17 protein-coding genes are annotated in these 17,137 nt (G+C 61.3%); 5 read left to right on the top strand and 12 right to left on the bottom strand.

Translation table 11 applies throughout. The features are described from left to right. Position 1 precedes the first annotated feature (1 nt). Together ACIQUG_RS21625 and ACIQUG_RS21620 are read left to right on the top strand one after the other, a co-directional pair. Positions 2–271, top strand: a complete 270-nt coding sequence (locus ACIQUG_RS21625; protein WP_402324012.1) for a hypothetical protein — start codon at positions 2–4, stop codon at positions 269–271. 902 nt (positions 272–1,173) lie between these two features. Beyond that, a complete protein-coding gene (locus tag ACIQUG_RS21620; protein ID WP_402324011.1) occupies positions 1,174–1,413 on the top strand; it encodes a hypothetical protein in 240 nt (79 codons plus the stop codon). 60 nt (positions 1,414–1,473) lie between these two features. Here the strand turns inward: ACIQUG_RS21620 and ACIQUG_RS21615 are convergent, their stop codons facing one another. The 6 genes from ACIQUG_RS21615 to ACIQUG_RS21590 all read right to left on the bottom strand — a co-directional run bounded on the left by ACIQUG_RS21615 (position 1,474) and on the right by ACIQUG_RS21590 (position 6,024). Continuing rightward, positions 1,474–2,061 (bottom strand): cysteine hydrolase family protein, encoded by a 588-nt coding sequence (locus tag ACIQUG_RS21615; protein WP_402324009.1) that lies wholly within the window; start codon positions 2,059–2,061, stop codon positions 1,474–1,476. Positions 2,062–2,214: 153 nt separating this feature from the next. Next, complete coding sequence (locus ACIQUG_RS21610; RefSeq protein ID WP_402324007.1) at positions 2,215–3,171, bottom strand: SDR family oxidoreductase; 957 nt, start codon at positions 3,169–3,171, stop codon at positions 2,215–2,217. A gap of 80 nt (positions 3,172–3,251) precedes the next feature. Continuing rightward, positions 3,252–4,181 carry a DUF3618 domain-containing protein gene (locus ACIQUG_RS21605; protein WP_402324006.1) on the bottom strand — a complete coding sequence of 310 codons (930 nt, stop codon included), beginning with the start codon at positions 4,179–4,181 and terminating at the stop codon, positions 3,252–3,254. Next, positions 4,178–4,597 carry a phage holin family protein gene (locus ACIQUG_RS21600; RefSeq protein ID WP_192448773.1) on the bottom strand — a complete coding sequence of 140 codons (420 nt, stop codon included), beginning with the start codon at positions 4,595–4,597 and terminating at the stop codon, positions 4,178–4,180. The genes ACIQUG_RS21605 and ACIQUG_RS21600 overlap by 4 nt, the downstream gene beginning before the upstream one ends. After that, positions 4,590–5,120, bottom strand: coding sequence for a nutrient deprivation-induced protein (locus tag ACIQUG_RS21595; protein ID WP_402324005.1), 531 nt, complete (start codon positions 5,118–5,120; stop codon positions 4,590–4,592). The genes ACIQUG_RS21600 and ACIQUG_RS21595 overlap by 8 nt, the downstream gene beginning before the upstream one ends. Before the next feature lie 391 nt (positions 5,121–5,511). Continuing rightward, a complete protein-coding gene (locus ACIQUG_RS21590; RefSeq protein WP_402324003.1) occupies positions 5,512–6,024 on the bottom strand; it encodes a hypothetical protein in 513 nt (170 codons plus the stop codon). A gap of 304 nt (positions 6,025–6,328) precedes the next feature. Between ACIQUG_RS21590 and ACIQUG_RS21585 the strand changes: the two genes are divergently transcribed. Further along, positions 6,329–6,634: a DUF1236 domain-containing protein gene (locus ACIQUG_RS21585; protein WP_402324002.1), complete on the top strand. Its 306-nt coding sequence runs from the start codon at positions 6,329–6,331 to the stop codon at positions 6,632–6,634. Positions 6,635–6,799: 165 nt separating this feature from the next. Here ACIQUG_RS21585 and ACIQUG_RS21580 read toward each other — a convergent pair whose 3' ends face one another. Both ACIQUG_RS21580 and ACIQUG_RS21575 read right to left on the bottom strand, forming a co-directional pair. Further along, complete coding sequence (locus tag ACIQUG_RS21580) at positions 6,800–7,186, bottom strand: response regulator (RefSeq protein WP_402324000.1); 387 nt, start codon at positions 7,184–7,186, stop codon at positions 6,800–6,802. Further along, positions 7,186–8,700, bottom strand: coding sequence for a sensor histidine kinase (locus ACIQUG_RS21575; protein WP_402323999.1), 1,515 nt, complete (start codon positions 8,698–8,700; stop codon positions 7,186–7,188). Before ACIQUG_RS21575 ends, ACIQUG_RS21580 begins: the two co-directional genes overlap by 1 nt. 575 nt (positions 8,701–9,275) lie before the next feature. Here ACIQUG_RS21575 and ACIQUG_RS21570 point away from each other — a divergent pair. Continuing rightward, complete coding sequence (locus tag ACIQUG_RS21570) at positions 9,276–9,680, top strand: GFA family protein (protein ID WP_402323997.1); 405 nt, start codon at positions 9,276–9,278, stop codon at positions 9,678–9,680. A gap of 742 nt (positions 9,681–10,422) precedes the next feature. On the opposite strand, the gene ACIQUG_RS21565 is transcribed toward ACIQUG_RS21570, so the two are convergent. After that, on the bottom strand, positions 10,423–10,791 hold the full coding sequence (locus tag ACIQUG_RS21565; RefSeq protein WP_402323995.1) for a hypothetical protein: 369 nt from the start codon (positions 10,789–10,791) through the stop codon (positions 10,423–10,425). Between the two features lie 422 nt (positions 10,792–11,213). On the opposite strand from ACIQUG_RS21565, the gene ACIQUG_RS21560 reads away from it, so the two are divergent. Continuing rightward, positions 11,214–11,375: a hypothetical protein gene (locus ACIQUG_RS21560; RefSeq protein WP_402323994.1), complete on the top strand. Its 162-nt coding sequence runs from the start codon at positions 11,214–11,216 to the stop codon at positions 11,373–11,375. Positions 11,376–11,515: 140 nt separating this feature from the next. Here ACIQUG_RS21560 and ACIQUG_RS21555 read toward each other — a convergent pair whose 3' ends face one another. The 3 genes from ACIQUG_RS21555 to ACIQUG_RS21545 are packed head-to-tail and all read right to left on the bottom strand — an operon-like array spanning position 11,516 to position 16,972. Next, entirely contained in the window at positions 11,516–14,776 is a 3,261-nt protein-coding gene (locus ACIQUG_RS21555; protein WP_402323992.1) for an error-prone DNA polymerase, read from the bottom strand. Continuing rightward, positions 14,773–16,296: a Y-family DNA polymerase gene (locus ACIQUG_RS21550; protein WP_402323990.1), complete on the bottom strand. Its 1,524-nt coding sequence runs from the start codon at positions 16,294–16,296 to the stop codon at positions 14,773–14,775. Before ACIQUG_RS21550 ends, ACIQUG_RS21555 begins: the two co-directional genes overlap by 4 nt. Further along, positions 16,211–16,972 carry an ImuA family protein gene (locus tag ACIQUG_RS21545; RefSeq protein ID WP_402323989.1) on the bottom strand — a complete coding sequence of 254 codons (762 nt, stop codon included), beginning with the start codon at positions 16,970–16,972 and terminating at the stop codon, positions 16,211–16,213. Before ACIQUG_RS21545 ends, ACIQUG_RS21550 begins: the two co-directional genes overlap by 86 nt. Positions 16,973–17,137 lie beyond the last annotated feature (165 nt).

Raw genomic sequence — 17,137 nt, 5'->3', positions numbered from 1 at the left:
AATGGTGGAAGCAGGTTCACAGGTGTCCGATCACCAGATCGGTCAAGCTGAATTGGAAATGCTGCAACGGACGTTCGATCGCGTCTGTCTCTGGCGCAATATCCCGAAGGACGGAAAGAGGGCCGCTCGGTTGGCCGGCTATCTGACGGGGCAATACCGCAATGGCATATGCGACGAAGCGACCTTGTTCGAAAACGCCATGTGGCTGGAACGACCGCGGTCAACGGTCGTGCCGCTGCTGCGACGAGGCGCTCCGTTAGCGGACATTTGATCGATCGCGGCGGACACCGGCTGAGGCGGGTTCTGGAAGGAGCCAGTTCGCCAGGATGGCCTGGTTGAGGAGCCTTGCGGCGTGGACAAGCTCGGACATCCTTGCCGGCTTGTCGACGATACCGCGATCATCCAAAACGTCGCAGACCCCGGCGCTGGCAAGCGCCCATCAGCTTCTCTTCAAATCGGAATGGAGCGGGGCTGAACTGGGAGCGTTGCCGCTGGCCTGCGGACAGGTCGTTCCGCCGGGCATTCGGCCGACTGACCCTTGGCGGGTCGCTCGGTCTGGGCAAGGGCCGGCATGCCCGACTTAGAAAAACAACGCTTTTGATGAAATGCTGGTCATTGTGATGCTCCAGGTAAGGTCGTCCCTTCTGCGCAACCGAACCGGCTGAGCTTCCCGATGTTCCCCTAGGGCTGAACTCGTCTGCGCCGCATGGCGACCCAGCCAAGAACCATTTCCTGCCTGGCGGGTTGTACCAAGGATCTGGGACGGAAAGCGCACCGCCGCGTGAGGCAATCACAACACCGATCTATCCTTCAGGTGCGCCATGAGGGGTCCGGACAAGGGAGGTAGGAATGTCGATTTACATCATGGCTGCCGGTAGCATCGTTGTCGGCGTACTTCTGCTGTGTTGGGAGGCTCTTGCCGGTCGGCCCTTAAGCCGTCCTCACAATCCGGCGACCAACAGCCCCCCGACCTTGGAACCTCAGGGCCAGGGTCTCAGTTTCCTCGGGCCCAAACGAAATTGGGCTGGGTTGGGTCTGATCGCGGCCGGGATAGCCCTTTTCGTTGCCGCCGCTTGACCAATTCGTTTGCGCGCGGTTAGCGCCGCCGTCACTGCGGAACGTATTGCCATTCAGCTGGTTGGAGCGGATCTATCAACTGACGAGGTAAGTCCAATGCTCGACAGAATTCTGATCGCGGCAGCCATTGTTGTTGCATGCGCAGGTTCCGCGCTTGCACAGGCCGACATGGTCTGTGACCAAAGCGGTATGACGAAATTGGAGACCGACGTAAACTCGATCACGGACGCGACAAAAAAGGAAATGGCGATGGCCAAGGAAGCAATGGCTGCCAATGATGCGCAGAAATGCAAGACCCGCATGGAAAATGCGATGAAAGACAAGGACGCCATGTGATCGGCCCAGTTTGACTTTCGAGCGCCGCGTTCTGCGTTCCATGGCGGAGCGCGCCGCTCACTACCTCTTGGAGGCCGCGCCTAACCATTCTTCGACGGTTGCAAGTTCGAGCTGGACGGAAAAGCGGTTACCGAGGAGTTCGAGTGAAGCGTCGTGAGTTTGGTCGAGCCCGCTGTAAACGCCGTCTTTCAGCAGCACCACACCGTAGCCCAAATCAATGGCGCCCAGCACTGCTGACATGACGCAAACATCAGTTTCGCCGCCCGTCACAACAATCGTCTCTACACCTTCATAATTCAGCGTTCGCTCAAGGCGACCGCTGAGCCATGGCGAATAGGTGCGCTTATTCAAAATGCGCGCAGGCGGCACCAGCCGCTGAAGTGGACCAATAAGTTTGATAAGGTCCGGGTCTATCTGTCTTGCCGTCATCATCGGCCATTTTTTGTAGTAGTCGCGCCACATACCCGGCATCTCCTCGGGAGCATCGGGGGGAACGAAACGCGTAAAAATCGTCCGCTCGGGAAAGCGCGTTGCGACCTCGATCACCTGGTCGGCAATTTTGGGCATCCATCTTGCCTGCCATGGCGTCTCGTCTTCGAACATGCGCTGCATATCGATGCAGAGGTGAATCCATTTCTTCGATCTCATTCCGGTTGCCCAACAGAGAATTGACTTCCCAACTGCGCGCAGGGACCGGCGGTTCCAAAAAAGGTTGCCGCCGCCGGGCGCGTCTCAACTATCTACTCGCGAGCGGCTTGCCCGCACGAAGGCTCTAAGCGTCAGCGACTACCCCGGATGCAATCAGTAGCCGCCAATGATGGGTAGTATTTCGCCGGTGATGTAGCTCGACATCTGCGGCGATGCGAGGAAGACGTAAGCGGGGGCAATCTCCTCTGGCTGGGCAGCCCGCTTCATCGGCGTTTTGGACCCGAACGCCTCCACGTCTCCAGCTTCCTTGTCGGAAGGGTTGAGGGGTGTCCACACAGGACCGGGAGCGACCGCGTTGACGCGGATGCCTTTGGAAATGAGGTGACCAGACAAGGCGCGCGTGAAAGCATGAATGCCGCCTTTCGTCATCGAGTAGTCGAGTAGGTCCTTTGATCCCATGAGCCCTGTCACAGATCCCGTGTTGATAATCGAAGAACCGTTCCCAAGATGAGGAATGGCCGCCTTCGCCATGTAGAAATATCCATAGAGGTTCGTCTTCAACGTCTCGTCGAAGTGTTCCGCAGTCAGGTCTTCGATGTCCTTTGCGTGAACCTGGAACGCGGCATTGTTGACAAGAATGTCCAAGCGTCCGAACGTCTCAACCGTTTCCTTCACGACCGTTCGGCAAAATTCGTCTTCTTTGACGTCGCCTTTTTTCACGAGGCATTGACGGCCCTCCGCCTCCACTGCAGCTTTTGTATCGGCAGCATCTTTCCCTTCATCCAGGTGTACGAAGGCAATGTCTGCTCCCTCACGTGCAAAAAGGATGGCAACCGCCCGCCCGATTCCGGAGTCGCCTCCGGTAATCAGCGCAACCTTGCCTTTCAGCTTTTCCGATCCCTTGTAGAAGGGCGCGTCATACATCGGCGCAAGCGGCAGATCGGCCTCCGATCCCGGTTTGGCCTGATGAACCTTCGGAAAGGGAGGTTCAGGATAATGCCGCGCACCCGCTTGCATGGCGCCGCGCGGCTTTTGATCCTCTTCCTTCCTGTCGGCGTTTTCCACCTGTTTCTGGATCTTGCGCTGCTTCTGTGCGGTAGGAGCCGTCATTCAAATCTCCTTTGACTGAGAAGAGGAAACACCGGTGCGCTCAACCTTGAGCATGCACTGGCGCAAGCCCTGGGCCAGGCCTACTTTTGGTCGTGTTCGGACCGGTCAACCTCATCGATCGCACCTTTGGCACCCTCGATGGCACCTTCCGCGACTGCGTCGGCCGTTGTTGCAAGGTGATCGCGGAGGCGATCCGAAGCTTCGCCGGCCGCCTCATCCTCAAAATCAGTCGCAGGCAATGCTGCTCCGATAGCTGCACCAATCGCAAACGCGAGCGCGCCGCCAACAAGGGGCTGGTCACGAAAAGTCTTGACAAGAACCGCATTCAGTTCCGCACCGTGGTTCTGGGCGCTTTGGCGGACACTGCGAACACTATCGGCGGCCGAGCGGCCGGCGTTCGAGACGGTGCCGGAAATCCCGCTTGCCGTGCCTTTCACTTCGCGCCACGTCGCCGACGCCCAACCGGTTGCTTCATCGAACAAGCTGCCGGTCTCGTCCCGTATGTCGTCGATTGCCTGACCGGAAGCGTCAGCGAAACCGCGATAGACCGTCCCGCTTGGATCAACGAAGTGACCCGCCCTGCGGCCAGCGGCGTCAGTTCTCGCCCGAAAGCGGCTACCGCCTTGATCTTCGAAATGGCTGTAACGGTCGCCGAAATTCGCCTCGACCGGCCCCACTCGGCGCATGTTGCCCTTGATTGGGGCGAGCGGATAGTCGTCCATCCCTGGATCGACGGCAGAAGCTTGGGGCGCCCTCGAGCCAGGATCGGCAAGTAGCCAAGCAAGGCCGATCCCCGTCAGCGCTACCGGAATTGGATTTGCTTTCATGGCGCCGCTGAGGTTGCCGAGGAATTCGGCACCACCACTTCCTTTCGCGTAGGCGATGAACTCGTCCATCAACTCGCCAGGTGACATTCGCTCCTGAATGGCATGGAGACGTTCTTCGATCCTTTGGCGATCGGTTTCGATTTCCCGCTGAAGTTCTGCGGATGAAGGTGTATCGGAGCTCATTTCACTGTCTCCTTGGCCACGTCGAGGTCGCGCTGGAGCGAGGCCGCGGTTTTATCGAAGCGAATGCTGCGGTGTGAAAGCGTGGCGAGGCTTCGGGAAATCATCACCCACGCGAGAACGCCCACCAAAAGCCCGACTAGGACCGCTGAGAGCGCATGGGCATTGGCCTCTTGCATTCCTTGGCCGATCATGAAGGCCCCGACCGCCTCCACCACTGCGCTCAAAAGCACGCCGATGGCCGCGATGGCAAAGACCAGCCCGATGAGGAGCGTCTCGATGCTTCCGATTGCGCGGGAGAAGTTTTCGCTTGCCTCAGCCTTCGCCAGATCGATCTCTTTGCGGAACAGGCCGGCGATGTCGCTCACCAGTCCCGCCATGAGGTCCGACAAAGAACGGTCGTCTCGTGAGTTAAGCATCGCGCACCTTCCTTTCAAAGGCCTTGCCTTCAGTGCGGGTAGTCGACGGCGTTTCGTCCGACCTCTTGGCCGACGCACTCAAAAAACGACTTGCCGCCAGTCCCGCGATCGCAGCCATGCCGAGGAAAGCAAGTGGCTGCCTCCGCCCGAAATCTTCCGCCAGCGCCGCGATTTCTCCGAGATCCCGATTGTCGCAATCGCGGGCCAGGCGACCGACTGAGCGGCCGAGGCTTTGGGTGTAGCGACCAAGCGCAGGCTGGTCCGAATGAGAGAGCTCGGAGCCGACTCTCTCCATGGCGCCGGCAAGCCCGCGCAACTGTTGCGCAAGTGCGCCTTTTTCGTCATCCATCGCCTTGGCCGCTACCGCCTTTGCGTGGCTGGAGCGACTGCCATACTCGGCATCCTCGTCGGCGTCGTGGTCCGGCACTTGGTTTTGGGGCCGCCCGAGGTTTGGGTCTCCCTCATCCGAGCGCCAGACATCCGGCTGCTGCTGTGGTCTGCGGCTTTGTGGGTCGTCGATCATGTCGCGCCTCCTGGTTTGCGTGGACGGCACCCCGATCCGTTGGCTTCAAACCAGCTGCCTGCGATCTTGTTCCCAGCCCAATCCGCCAATCACTTCCGGCAGGCGAAGCAGACCAATCTCTTCCTGCGGGCCCGTTTCCCGCGTTGACACCGTGTGAAACAGCCGGTCACGGATCTCGTCGCAGGGCCTTGATGGTCGCAGAGCACACTTGCCGTCGTGTTCGAGCCGCCGGCGACCGGTGCTGGGGGCAGCGTAGGTCGTCCCTCTTCGCTCGGCCAAAAGTCGGGCTGGCGTGCTGCATGGCAGCGTACGACCCGCACGGCAGCCAAGAATTGGTCCGCCTTTTTCGGCCCCGGCGGAACATTATCGCTGGAAGACGCTTAGGTTCGCCTCAGTCAGATCGACTGAGGAGGACAAACCAAGGAGAAACACAATGCCAAATCAAGGCGGCCATGGTGGTGGCAGCGAACAACAGCGCAAGGCTGGCCAGCAAAGCCACAAGAACGATGACAAACGCGAATCCAGCAGCCGCGAGAGTGGCGCCAACAAGGGTTCTGGTTCTGGGAGCAGCAAGGGCAGCTCTGGCAGTTCCGGGAGCAGTTCTGGCGGTCGCGATCGGAAAAGCTGAGACCAGTCCATGGTATGCGATCGAAAACGCTATCGGCTCGGTGAAATCCCCGAAGATGGCCCGCTTCGCCAAGACGATCTGCCGGAACCGAGAGAGCCCGTTCCCGATCCCAACGAAGACGAAGAATCGATCGAGGACGAGGAAATCGAGATCCCGGACAAGGGGCTCGATGCAGACGACGACGATCCAGACGATTTGCCTGATGGCAGATAAAGCCGCCTGGATGCCGAAACTGTGATGCAAACAAAGTCGCCCGCCCTTGGCGGGCGACTGCATTCAATGGCGCTCGCTACTCATCTGAGCAAATTTCCACGCCAACAAGTGCTTATCGACAAGCACCAGCAGATCTGCGCTGAACTTGCAGGGAGAAGTGGTGGCGCTCCTCGCCAGCTTGGATGAGCGGCTATTTCCCTAGCCAACGCATTTATCTTGGCCCCCTAAGACCATGTCCCAAGCAACCTCCGACCAATGTCGGACTACGGTGCGACTGAAGTCGGGCACCCGGAACCGTCCCTGCGAGAGGAGGTTTGAACGGAATTCCCGCATTGACAGTGGGAATTCACCTGATTTGGAGACGAACATGAGAAAGCTTCTGAACATTGCCGTCACCGGCTTCTACCTGCTCGGTGCAACCGGCGTGACCTTTGCGCAAACGGTCGTTGTTACCCCGGAACAGGAAACAGTCGTTCGGGAATATGTGAAGAAAAAACCGATCGCGTCGATCAATCTGCCTGGCGTAGAACTCAATGTCGGATCCGCGCTTCCTGACACAGTGGAGCTGCATACGATTGACGCTCCCGACGTCCAGTATCGCTACGTGGTCATTGATAACCGCACGGTGCTTGTGGATCCCGGCACACGCAAGATCGTTCGGGTCCTGCAGTGACCGCGAGGGGTCTCCCTCGTTCGGCAACCCGGATGAGGTGTACTCCCGACTGACCGAACTCCCGTCGGTCAAACCAGGGCACCTCGGGCCAGCGGCCCGAGGTAAGCGCGTGCGGCGGCCGTCTTTGGTTTCGTCGCACGATGTCCATCTCCCAGACGCAAGAACCTATAGGTCACCATGCTGAAGGAGAGCTTCGACTGCCTCAACCAGCGCCTCGCTCGCGAATGGTTTGCCAAGAGTTGGAGCGGTGTGCGCGCTGCCGCTCAAAGCCGAAGCCCCATATCCGCTCAGAACGAGAAACGGGATCGATTTCTCGCCGCAAGCGTCTGCTACCGGGATCCCGCTATGCCCTTGGAGGTTCATATCCAGCACGACCACATCGATCGGCGACGTCTCCTCGATCAGCGCCAACGCCCGGCTGACCGAGGGAGCGAGGCCTACGACCTGCCCTCCAGCCGCTGCCAAAGTGTCCTCGATCGACATGGCCACGAGCATTTCGTCTTCGACGACGAGTATTCGCCGTCCCGCCAATGTACTTGAGTTGGTCAACATCAGTGCGCTCCCAAGGGCGGCTTGCTGGTGAAATCCAGGCTCATCGTGCATGTCAGTCCTTCCGGTTCGAAGCGAAGCTCGACCGGATATCCAAGTTCGTGGGCGAGGCCCCGATTGAGGACCCGCAGGCCAAACCCCTGCCGACCCGGTACTGCCGCCGGTGGTCCACCACGCTCTTCCCACAAGATGCTGCACACATCCTGGCATTGCCAGGACAGCGCAACGCGTCCATTCCCGTTTGATAGCGAGCCATGTTTAATCGCGTTGGTCAGCAGTTCGTTGAACGCCATTGAAAGCGCAAGGGCTTGCTTCGGGTTGATGCGGATCGGTGCGCCGCGGAGAGACACGCGGCCATCTTCCACCCAGGCTGCAAGGACGGTCTGCGCGATATCGCTCAGGTTCACCGCCTGCCATGCCTCGCGTGTCAAAAGGTCGTGCGCCTTGGCAAGCACGAGCAGACGGGTGTTAAAGGCTTGGGCGAACGCCTCGGGAGTGTCAGAACTTTTCAACGTTTGCTCGGCCAGGGAACTCACGGTCGCCAGCGTGTTCTTTACCCGGTGGTTGAGTTCTCCGACCAGGAGCTTCTGACGCTTTTCTGCCTTGCGCTCCTCGGTTCTGTCTCTGAAAATCTTGAGATAGCGATCAGGTCCGCTCTCCTCCACAGGAAGCATGACGCCAGAACCCCAAAAACGTGAGCCATCCTTGCGATAGTGCCACCTTTCGTTTGCCGCACGCCCCCTTTCGCCCGCGATAAGCATTTCCTGCTGGGGGACATTGGAGACCCGATCCTCAGGGCTGAAGAAGATCCCCCCGGAAAGGCCAAGTACCTCGCTGTCGCGATAGCCCAAAAGACGTTCGGCGCCACTGTTCCAGCTCGCGATGCAGCCGGCCGCGTCGAGCGTGATGATGGCATATTCGCTGGCACTGTCGAGGATGGCACGTAACCGCTCATTGGTGCGGCGAAGCCCCTCCTCGGCGCGCTGGTGGGCCTCCTCTGATCGCTGACGCTCGATGCTAAAGCCGAGCTGGCGCGCGATCGTAAGGCAGAGGACGGCCTCGTCCGCCGTAAATACGTGAGCGATCTCACGATAGGCCATGAACTTGCCGATCACGATCCCGTCGATGGTTAGGGGGATGAAGGCAAGGGCGCGGATCCCTTCATCTGTGATGATATCCTTGAGTGCCTGTGGTTCGTCAGCCAGTTCGATGTCGCTGACGAAGATGGGAACGGCATCTCGGTCTCCCGGCTTCCACGGTGAGTGCCCGTCAACCGCGCAGCGATAGCCTTCCGACAGCCCCCGCGAAGCAACGAAACGCATCACGCCCTGGTGGTCAAAAAGCAGGATCGAGGCGCGCGAACACCCCAATGCTCGCTCGATCGCATCGAATGTCGCATCGAACACATCGGTGGTGGTCTCTGCGCGATAAAGACCGTCCGTCAGTTGGAAGAGCGCTTCCAATTCATCGGCCTTCCTGATCCAGGACTTATCGGCGACAGTATCGCGTTGGCTCATGTGTGGCCCCGCTGGGCAATCGAGCCCGTGAGAACTCGGCTCTCTTCAGAGACTGCTGTAGCCGTGCCGTCAGATAGGCTCAGCTCTCATCAGGTTCAGGTAAGGAGATTAGGTGTGGCACGCGGGCATGAATTCAAGCCCTCAAGAGGCGGCTACGTCCGAACCCGTCACCCGCAACCGGGAAGAGCCAGTTGCAATGCCATCGTGAAGGAGTCCCGCCAGCAGTGACGGGGCCGTCTCCTGCGTCCAGACGCTCCCTAATGGGTTGGAAGCCCGTTAGGCGGATGCACAGCGCAGCCGTCAGCCTGGCTGCCCTGGTCGGTGCGGTGATTACGCAGGTCGTCGGCAAAATTCTTTGAGACAGTACCGCCGGCCAACCGGGCCCAAGAGACCTCTAGCCAGCAGTTCGACCCATTTCCTAGACGGCTGGTCGTTCGCGTTGTACATTATCGTTTCGGCATGCCGGACCCGGTCCGGAATTCAGCCAATCGCACCGACCGCACAAAGCGCGGTTTCGAGCTGCGCCAAACCTCCCCCAACTCAACACGATCCACGCCAGACTGGAGGAACTTCCGATGGCAACCGCGCGATGCGCCTGTGGCGCTCTGACACTGAGCTTGAGAGAACCGCCTCAATTGACCGCGCTGTGTCACTGCCTTGCTTGCCAGCGACGAACGGGTGCGCCGTTCAGCGCGAATGCGTTCTACGCAACCGACTCCGTCGAAATCTCAGGGGCGTCGACAGAGTACACGCGCACCGGCGATAGCGGGCGTAAGGTGCGAATGCATTTTTGCCCGACCTGCGGTTCGACGGTTTATTGGATGGCCGAGGCTTCGCCGACCTGGGTGGGCGTGGCAATCGGTTCATTCGCCGACCCTATCTTTGCGCCGCCCGCCATCTCGGTGTTCGAGCAATCGAAGCATGACTGGGTGCAACTCGGCGACACCGTCGATCATTTCGACGGCCTCCCAGGCGCATAACCGTAGCAGGATTTTACAGAGAGCCCAGCAGCCGACGCGACGGTGCCGCTCGAGACAATCCTTCCTGTAGAACTGGTGGTGAGGAGAGCACGGCGCCGGCTTCGGCCTGAACTGATCAGATAACTGCGAGCCCCGCAGATCGCGTCCGGGAAGCGACCTAAAGCCGGCCCTCGCCGCAACCTTGGTGGCCGAGAGCGCCGGATGGCCACCGCTTTCGGCAGGTCAAATGCGTAATCCGCTCATTTCGCCGGCTCAGCCTGCGGAAGGTGCCGTCGAGTACGTCCTGATGTGGTCGGTCGCAGGCGACATGCCTTGGCAAGGCTCGTCCGCCGGATCCGTATCACCTTAGACGTCGAGCGCTGTGCCGAGTACTGCCGCCGACGTCAAAGTATCGAGGGGCGCTTGCAGAATGGGTCCTCGATCTGCTCTCGTTCTACGCCGAACCAGTAAATAGCCGTTGCAGGCCAATAAAATGCAGCTCGTCCTCATCGCGAACGCCGAGGCAAAACAGCTGGTAAAGGCCAAGCTATCGGCTATCGTTTCCCGGTTGGGAGTACGCGCGGCCAGGCAGATACCGTTGAGGATGCCGCGCAAGAGTTCGGCAACTTCCTGGGATACTGTCTCGCCCATATGGTCCATGCATGATGCAATTCCCCAAGTGGTTTCGGTCCTCGGATGATGAGAGCTCAGTGCTTCATCCGCATGGCGAGCCGGGTGGCATCGAAGTTCGCCATTGCCGCACCTAATCGGCAGATCGTTCGACGAACGCCTCAAAAGCGGCGCCGACGGCGGAGTGCGGACTGTTGGCTGTCACCCAGACGGGGCTGCTTGCAACAACGGCTCTGTGGCGACCGTCGTCAGGAATCGCCTCAAAAATTGCGCATGCACGCTTTCCCTTTCGATTGAAAGCGATCTCGAACATCCCTTCCGGTGGGCCGGCATGATCCGCGAAAACTTGCACGACGTAGGCACGAAATCCACGCTTATCATCGCGGTCTTCGATTTGTGCCAGGAGCGAAGGGTTGAGCTCGGCCACGTCAACGGCAATGGGCGGAGACCAAAAAGGACCGGCGGCAGACTTGAAGGTTAGGCCAAGGTCGACACCCGCCACGGTCGCTCTCCCTTTTCAAATTCGACGGGCGACATTATCACGGTGTAGTCCTTCGTGACCAGTGAACATTGAGTGGCAATAATGAGGCGAACGCAGTCCGCTGAAGTACCAGGATTCCAACCTGGGCGGAGCCAAAACGCGCGTGACGCAGGGGGCATCGTTTCCCCGTCTCAATCTGCCTACGAAGCGCTGTTCGCAAATACGGCCGAGCCCGTTCACCCTAACGACGCCCCGCGGCGGGATCGCCTCCCTCGCAAAGCCCACCTCCCTCACTTCACCTCCCCGGCCGCGCCAGCGACCGCGCTATGTCGATGATGTCGTCCCGTGACGCCGTCGGGTCTTCCTCACATGAGGAGTATGGCGTCAACCGTGATCAAGGGGGCATATCGATCTCCTCATTTCGAATCCAAGGTCTGAGCCCGATGCTTTACTGGCTCGACCTGCGAGCCTGTACAACCTCACATACGGTCGCCGCTCCAGGCGGCTGCACCACGATCCTGATGTTCGTGGCGGGCGTCGCGTTGATCCTGGGCGGCCTTGCCCTTGCCGTGTCGAACACGCGGCCCGCCAGGGGCGAAGCCTGACGACAAGCCCGCCTTCTGCCCTTCGTTCCCCTCCGCTCCCATACTCCTGGAGCGGGTTGGCCTGCCCTCAGGGGCGGGCCTTTTTTCGAGAGCTCGCGGCCCACTTTCGTTTCCACTGCCCTTCGAGGACGCCCGAATTCTCACCGAAAATCCCGCGTCTTCACCTTGATCTGATCCAGATGCAAATAGGGATCAACGATATCGCGCGGCCGCGGTCCCTTCGGCAATCCGCGCGGATCGGGCGCCGGCGCGCCGCGATGAAACTCGTCGCCGCGGCCATGCGGCAGCGGGAAATCGGCATCCCGATCACCGACGCTGGCAAGCTCGCCTGAGAGATCCGCCAGCCGGTGGGCAACCAGGTGGACCACCTCGCCCTCCCTCTGGATCCGGCCGTAGATGCCGAGCATACCGGCACCCAAGACCACGCGGCGGTATTTCTCGAAGGTCTTTGCCCAGACGACGAGATTGGCAACCCCGGTCTCGTCCTCGATGGTGATGAACATCACGCCCTTGGCCGAACCCGGCCGCTGGCGCACCAGCACCAGCCCCGCAGCCTCCAGCCATTTTCCATCGCGCGACCGCATCGCTTCCCGGCAGGTGACGATCCGGCGCTTCGTCAGATCCGCACGCAGGAACGAAAGCGGATGCTCGCGCAGCGTCAACCCGACATGGCCATAGTCCTCGACCACCTCGCCGCCTGACGTCATGGGCCTCAGCGCTACCGCCGGTTCATCGAGCTCGGCCACCGTTCGGTTCTCGCGATCGGATGCGGCCGCAAACAAGGGCAACGGCTCGTCGCGCAGCGCCTTGATCGCCCAGAGCCCCTCGCGTCGGGCAAGATTGAGCGAAGGTCTGAACGCATCGGCTTCGGCGAGTTCGACAAGCGACGCTGCCGGCGCGCCGGCGCGGCGCCAGAGATCGTCGACGCTTTCGAAGGGTCGCTCCGCGCGCACAGCAACGAGGGCGGCTGCGTCGACATTCGCAAGCCCCTTGACCATGCGAAGACCGAGACGCACGGCAAATCGGGTGTCGTCGCCGGTCGGCTCAAGCGTGCAATCCCAGCGGCTCTCGTTGACGCAGACCGGCCGGATCGCGACCCCGTGCTCGCGCGCGTCGCGAACGATCTGGGCCGGCGCGTAGAAGCCCATTGGCTGAGCGTTCAAGAGGGCCGCGCAGAAGACGTCCGGATGCCAGCATTTCAGCCAGGATGACGCATAGGCGATGAGCGCGAAAGAAGCGGCATGGCTTTCCGGAAACCCGTAGCTGCCGAACCCTTCGAGTTGTCGGAAGGTCTTTTCGGCAAAGTCCGCCTCGTAGCCGTTTTCCACCATGCCCGCGATCAGCTTCTTGCCGAACTTCGAGACCCCGCCGGTGTGCTTGAACGTCGCCATGGCGCGACGCAGCTGGTCGGCCTCGCCCGGCGTGAAACCGGCGCACTCGATCGCAACCCGCATCGCCTGGAAGAGCGGCACGCCAAGCGTCTTTCCGAGCCCCTGCTCCAGTTCCGGCTTTGGATAGACGAGCGCCTCCTTGCCCTCGCGGCGGCGCAGATAGGGATGCACCATGTCGCCCTGGATCGGGCCGGGGCGAACGATTGCCACTTCAATCACGAGATCATAGAAGGTGCGCGGCTTGATCCTCGGCAGCATTGACATCTGCGCGCGGCTTTCGATCTGGAAGGTGCCGAGCGTGTCGGCCCTGCGGATCATCGCATAGGTGCGTGGATCCTCGGCCGGGATGCTTGCAAGGTCGATGTTGATGCCCTTGTGCTCGGAAAGCAGATCGAAACCGCGCTTCATGCAGGAGAGCATGCCGAGCGCCAGGCAATCGACCTTCATGAACTTCAGGATGTCGATATCGTCCTTGTCCCACTCGATCACCTGCCGGTCGGCCATGGCTGCCGGCTCAATCGGCACGAGCTCGTCGAGCCGATCATGGGTCAGCACGAAGCCACCCGGGTGCTGCGACAGGTGACGCGGCGCGCCCATCAGTTGGCGGGCAAGGTCCAGCGTCAGACGAAGGCGCCGGTCGCCAAGATTGAGGTTCAATTCCTCGGCATGCTTTTCGCCGACATCCTCGCCCCATCCCCAGACCTGGGACGACAGCATCTTCGTCATGTCTTCCGGCAGCCCGAGCGCCTTGCCGACATCGCGTAGCGCGCCTTTCGACCGGTAGCGGATGACGGTCGAACAGAGTGCCGCGTGATCGCGGCCATAGGTGTCGAAGACCCATTGCATGACGATCTCGCGGCGCTCGTGCTCGAAGTCGACGTCGATATCGGGCGGTTCGCGCCGCTCCTCGGAGACGAAGCGTTCGAAAAGGAGATCGTTGGTATCGGGGTCGATCGAGGTGATCCCGAGCACATAACAGACCGAGGAATTGGCCGCCGATCCCCTGCCCTGACAGAGAATGTCCTTCGAGCGCGCGAAGCGGACGATCGCGTTCACGGTCAAGAAATAGGGCGCATATTGGAGCTTCTCGATCAGCTGGAGCTCGTGCTCGAGGTTGCGCCTGACTTTGTCGGGAAGCCCCTCGGGATAGCGCCAGACCGCACCCTCCCAGGTCAGTTGCTCAAGCGTCTGTTGCGCCGTCAGCTCCGGATTGGAACGCTCCTCGGGATACTGATAGGCAAGTTCGTCAAGCGAGAAACGGCACCGCTCCGCGATCTCGATCGTGCGATCGAGCGCCTCCAGGTAGCGCGGGAAGAGCCGCACCATTTCCTCCGGCGGCTTCAGGTAGCGATCGGCATGGCGCTCGCGCCTGAAGCCCGCGTCATCGATGGTTATGTTGTGACGGATGCAGGTGACGACATCCTGGAGAATGCGCCGCTCAGGCACATGAAACAGGACGTCATTGGTAACGACCGTCGCGACGCCATGGACGGCGGCCATGTTTGCAAGCTGATGAAGCCGCAGTTGATCGTTCGGCCGCCGCCTGAGCGTCAGGGCCAGGTAGCTGCGATCATCGAAGGCTTCCCGCAGGCGCCGAAGCTGCAGCGCCAAATCTTGATCTGGCTGGTCCGGAAGGAGAACGGCAATCAGGCCTTCGCCATAGGCAACCAGATCGGCCCAGCCGAGCCGGCATTTCGCCTTGCCGCCGCGCTTTTTGCCAAGCGAGAGCAACCGGCAAAGGCGGGCATAGGCCGGCCGGTCGGTGGGATAGACCAGCACGGAGAGATCATCGTCGAGATCGAGCCTGCAGCCGACGACAAGCCGGACGCCCGTGTCCTTGGAAGCCTGATGCGCCCTGACGATGCCGGCGAGACTGTTGCGGTCGACGATCGCAAGCGCCTCAATCTTAAGTTCCGCTGCGCGTTGGAACAGCTCGTCGCAGGAAGAGGCCCCGCGCAAAAAGGAAAAGTGGGACGTCGCCTGCAGCTCGGCATAGCGCGGCGCCGTCATGCGAATATCCCATGCAGGAACCAGCGGTGACTGCCGGTCTCACCATGTTCGCCGTCGCCTGCACGGAAGATCCAATAACGCTCGCCGGCGTCATCCTCGACCTGAAAGTAATCGCGCACAGCGACCAGCTCGGCGTCGCGCTTCCACCATTCGCCGAAAACGCGCTCCGGCCCGTCGGCCCGACGCACGCGCCTTCTGACACCGCGCCAGGTGAAGCTGACCGGCGGATGGTCGGGAAGAAGCGCCATGGTTTCGATCGGCTCGGGATGAAGAAGAAGGCGCGTCGGCCGCGGCCAGTGACCGGGCCAGGTCTCGCCCGCATCCGGCGCCATCGGCGCAATCCGGGCGATGGAGCGCTCAGGCACGTCGCTTGCGACCGGCGCGAAGCGGAAGAGCCGCCGGTGGCCGATGCGGTTTCCGAGGATGTCGATCAGACCCGATACATCGGCTTCCGGCTCCTCGACCAGCGACGAAATCACCTGGGTTGCAACAAGCGGTTCGGTGTGCGTCGCCGTCAGCGACATGATCTCGATCCCGAAACCCGGATCAATCGTCTCGATGCGGTCAGTCAGTAGCCGCGTCAATCGCTTGACGTCGCGGACGGGGGTCGCCGTTCCCGCCCTGATCGCCTGATAGGAATTGTCGACGCGATGAAACAGGAGATCGACGCGCCGCGCGCCAAGGCCCTTCTCCTCGAGCAGCCCACAGAGGACGCTGACGAGCTTGGCCGTATAGCGCGCGATGGTTTCGGCGGCAGCGATCGGCTCCCCGAACGAGCGACGGACTTCGATAAGCTCGGGCGTGCGTATCGGGTCGATCGGTTGGGCAACGCGGCCAATCGCCTGATCGAGGCGCCGGCCAAGTTCCGGCCCGAAACGCAAGGAGAGCGGGGCACGCGGCTGACGGTCGATGTCGCCGACCGTATTGAACCCGAGAACGCGAAGGCCATGAACGATCGAGGGATCGAGGCGAAGGGCTGCTATCGGCAGAGTGCGGAGGAACTCCCCTTGAGTGCCAGGCGCTACAGCGAGCGTCGGCTGAGCGAGGAAGCGGGCAGCGGCGTGTGCCGCGCCCCAGGTGTCGGCGATCGCCACCTGGGCGGCGATGCCGGAACCATGGAAGCGATTGACCATGCCCGAAAGCATGAGCTCCTCGCCACCATGCAGATGGTCGGCACCTGACGTGTCGATCACCAGCCCGTCAGGTGGATCGGCGGAAACGATCGGCGCGTACCGCTGCAAGGCCCAAAGCGCCAGGCGCTCAAGCGCCGCGGCATCGGCAACGGGATCCGCATCCATGACGATGAGACCGGTCACAAGCGCCTGTGCCTTGGTTGCCGGCATGCCGATCCTCAGGCCTGCGGCAAGAGCTTCCGCGTTTGTCGCCATGACGACCCGTCGGCGGTCGCGGCGACCAACAAGCACAAGCGGAGCGTCAGCCGGCGGCGCGGTGTCGGCGAGCTTCCGCCTCAGGCGATCCGTCGGCCAGGTCGGAAGGAACAGCGATACGACCCTTGGCATCGGGGGCCTCCACTTCGAAATCTGCACTTTCGCCGGATCGGCAACGGATGAGTTCAAGGAGCCAGCGCGCGCGGCCGACGCCGGGAACGGGCAACGGCGCCGAGGGAAGGACGGAAACCCGCCAGCGTGTCGTCGAAGCGGTCGGCTGCCCGAAATCCGAGGCCTCCGCCTGCCGTCGCCACCGGCGGATCGCGATCCCGATCGTGCCCGAGCTTTCGGCCGCAAGCTGCAAGCGCCGCGAGGCCGTCATCGACAAGCGCGCCAGTTCGCCGACAACGGCACCCAGGCCGCCATGACGCAAGCCTTCTTCCATGCAGGCAAGAAGCGCCTTTTCGTCCCCCGCCTCCACATAGATAACGCGGCCCGGCGAGAGACCGACCTGGGCAAGCGCGGGCGCAAAGAGATCCGGTCGTGTCACGCACCAGAGCACCTTGCCCTTTGTGCGAGCAGCAACGCCTGCCGAAAAAAGCGCTGCAGCAGCACCGTCGATCGCGCCGTTGCCGCCGCCTGCGATCTCATGCAGGGCGCCCAGCGCCAGCCCTCCGCCGGCCAAGCGCCGGTCAATTTCGGCATCGCCGAACGGAAGAACCTGCCGCGCGCGGCCGCTTGGCCCTTCAAGACGCTGAATGCGTTCACGAAGCTCGGAAACGACCCTATTGTCGACTGGACGGGGCATTTTGAAAGGAACAGCTCCTCAGGCCTATGCATTAGCGCTTCCTGTTGATATGTTCTTTATTTGTTCTCTTTCGCATTGCGAGTCAACTGACCGTGAGGCAAGAGTTCCTGACGAACACAACAAACGGGGCAGGCGCCGACGACCGCGGATGTGAATGCGGCGCTG

Origin of the sequence: Ensifer sp. NPDC090286 (genome assembly GCF_044769565.1) — a bacterium.
Taxonomy (GTDB): Bacteria; Pseudomonadota; Alphaproteobacteria; order Rhizobiales; family Rhizobiaceae; genus Ensifer.
The sequence above is the reverse complement of the archived record's forward strand: the minus strand, read 5'-3'. Positions and strand labels throughout refer to the sequence as shown.

Excerpts from the sequence above, each read along its gene's own strand:
- ACIQUG_RS21625 (WP_402324012.1), top strand. The coding sequence starts at position 2 with ATGGTGGAAGCAGGTTCACAGGTGTCCGATCACCAGATCGGTCAAGCT.
- ACIQUG_RS21620 (WP_402324011.1), top strand. The coding sequence starts at position 1,174 with ATGCTCGACAGAATTCTGATCGCGGCAGCCATTGTTGTTGCATGCGCA.
- ACIQUG_RS21615 (WP_402324009.1), bottom strand. The coding sequence starts at position 2,061 with ATGAGATCGAAGAAATGGATTCACCTCTGCATCGATATGCAGCGCATG.
- ACIQUG_RS21610 (WP_402324007.1), bottom strand. The coding sequence starts at position 3,171 with ATGACGGCTCCTACCGCACAGAAGCAGCGCAAGATCCAGAAACAGGTG.
- ACIQUG_RS21605 (WP_402324006.1), bottom strand. The coding sequence starts at position 4,181 with ATGAGCTCCGATACACCTTCATCCGCAGAACTTCAGCGGGAAATCGAA.
- ACIQUG_RS21600 (WP_192448773.1), bottom strand. The coding sequence starts at position 4,597 with ATGCTTAACTCACGAGACGACCGTTCTTTGTCGGACCTCATGGCGGGA.
- ACIQUG_RS21595 (WP_402324005.1), bottom strand. The coding sequence starts at position 5,120 with ATGATCGACGACCCACAAAGCCGCAGACCACAGCAGCAGCCGGATGTC.
- ACIQUG_RS21590 (WP_402324003.1), bottom strand. The coding sequence starts at position 6,024 with ATGCAGTCGCCCGCCAAGGGCGGGCGACTTTGTTTGCATCACAGTTTC.
- ACIQUG_RS21585 (WP_402324002.1), top strand. The coding sequence starts at position 6,329 with ATGAGAAAGCTTCTGAACATTGCCGTCACCGGCTTCTACCTGCTCGGT.
- ACIQUG_RS21580 (WP_402324000.1), bottom strand. The coding sequence starts at position 7,186 with ATGTTGACCAACTCAAGTACATTGGCGGGACGGCGAATACTCGTCGTC.
- ACIQUG_RS21575 (WP_402323999.1), bottom strand. The coding sequence starts at position 8,700 with ATGAGCCAACGCGATACTGTCGCCGATAAGTCCTGGATCAGGAAGGCC.
- ACIQUG_RS21570 (WP_402323997.1), top strand. The coding sequence starts at position 9,276 with ATGGCAACCGCGCGATGCGCCTGTGGCGCTCTGACACTGAGCTTGAGA.
- ACIQUG_RS21560 (WP_402323994.1), top strand. The coding sequence starts at position 11,214 with ATGCTTTACTGGCTCGACCTGCGAGCCTGTACAACCTCACATACGGTC.
- ACIQUG_RS21555 (WP_402323992.1), bottom strand. The coding sequence starts at position 14,776 with ATGACGGCGCCGCGCTATGCCGAGCTGCAGGCGACGTCCCACTTTTCC.
- ACIQUG_RS21550 (WP_402323990.1), bottom strand. The coding sequence starts at position 16,296 with ATGCCAAGGGTCGTATCGCTGTTCCTTCCGACCTGGCCGACGGATCGC.
- ACIQUG_RS21545 (WP_402323989.1), bottom strand. The coding sequence starts at position 16,972 with ATGCCCCGTCCAGTCGACAATAGGGTCGTTTCCGAGCTTCGTGAACGC.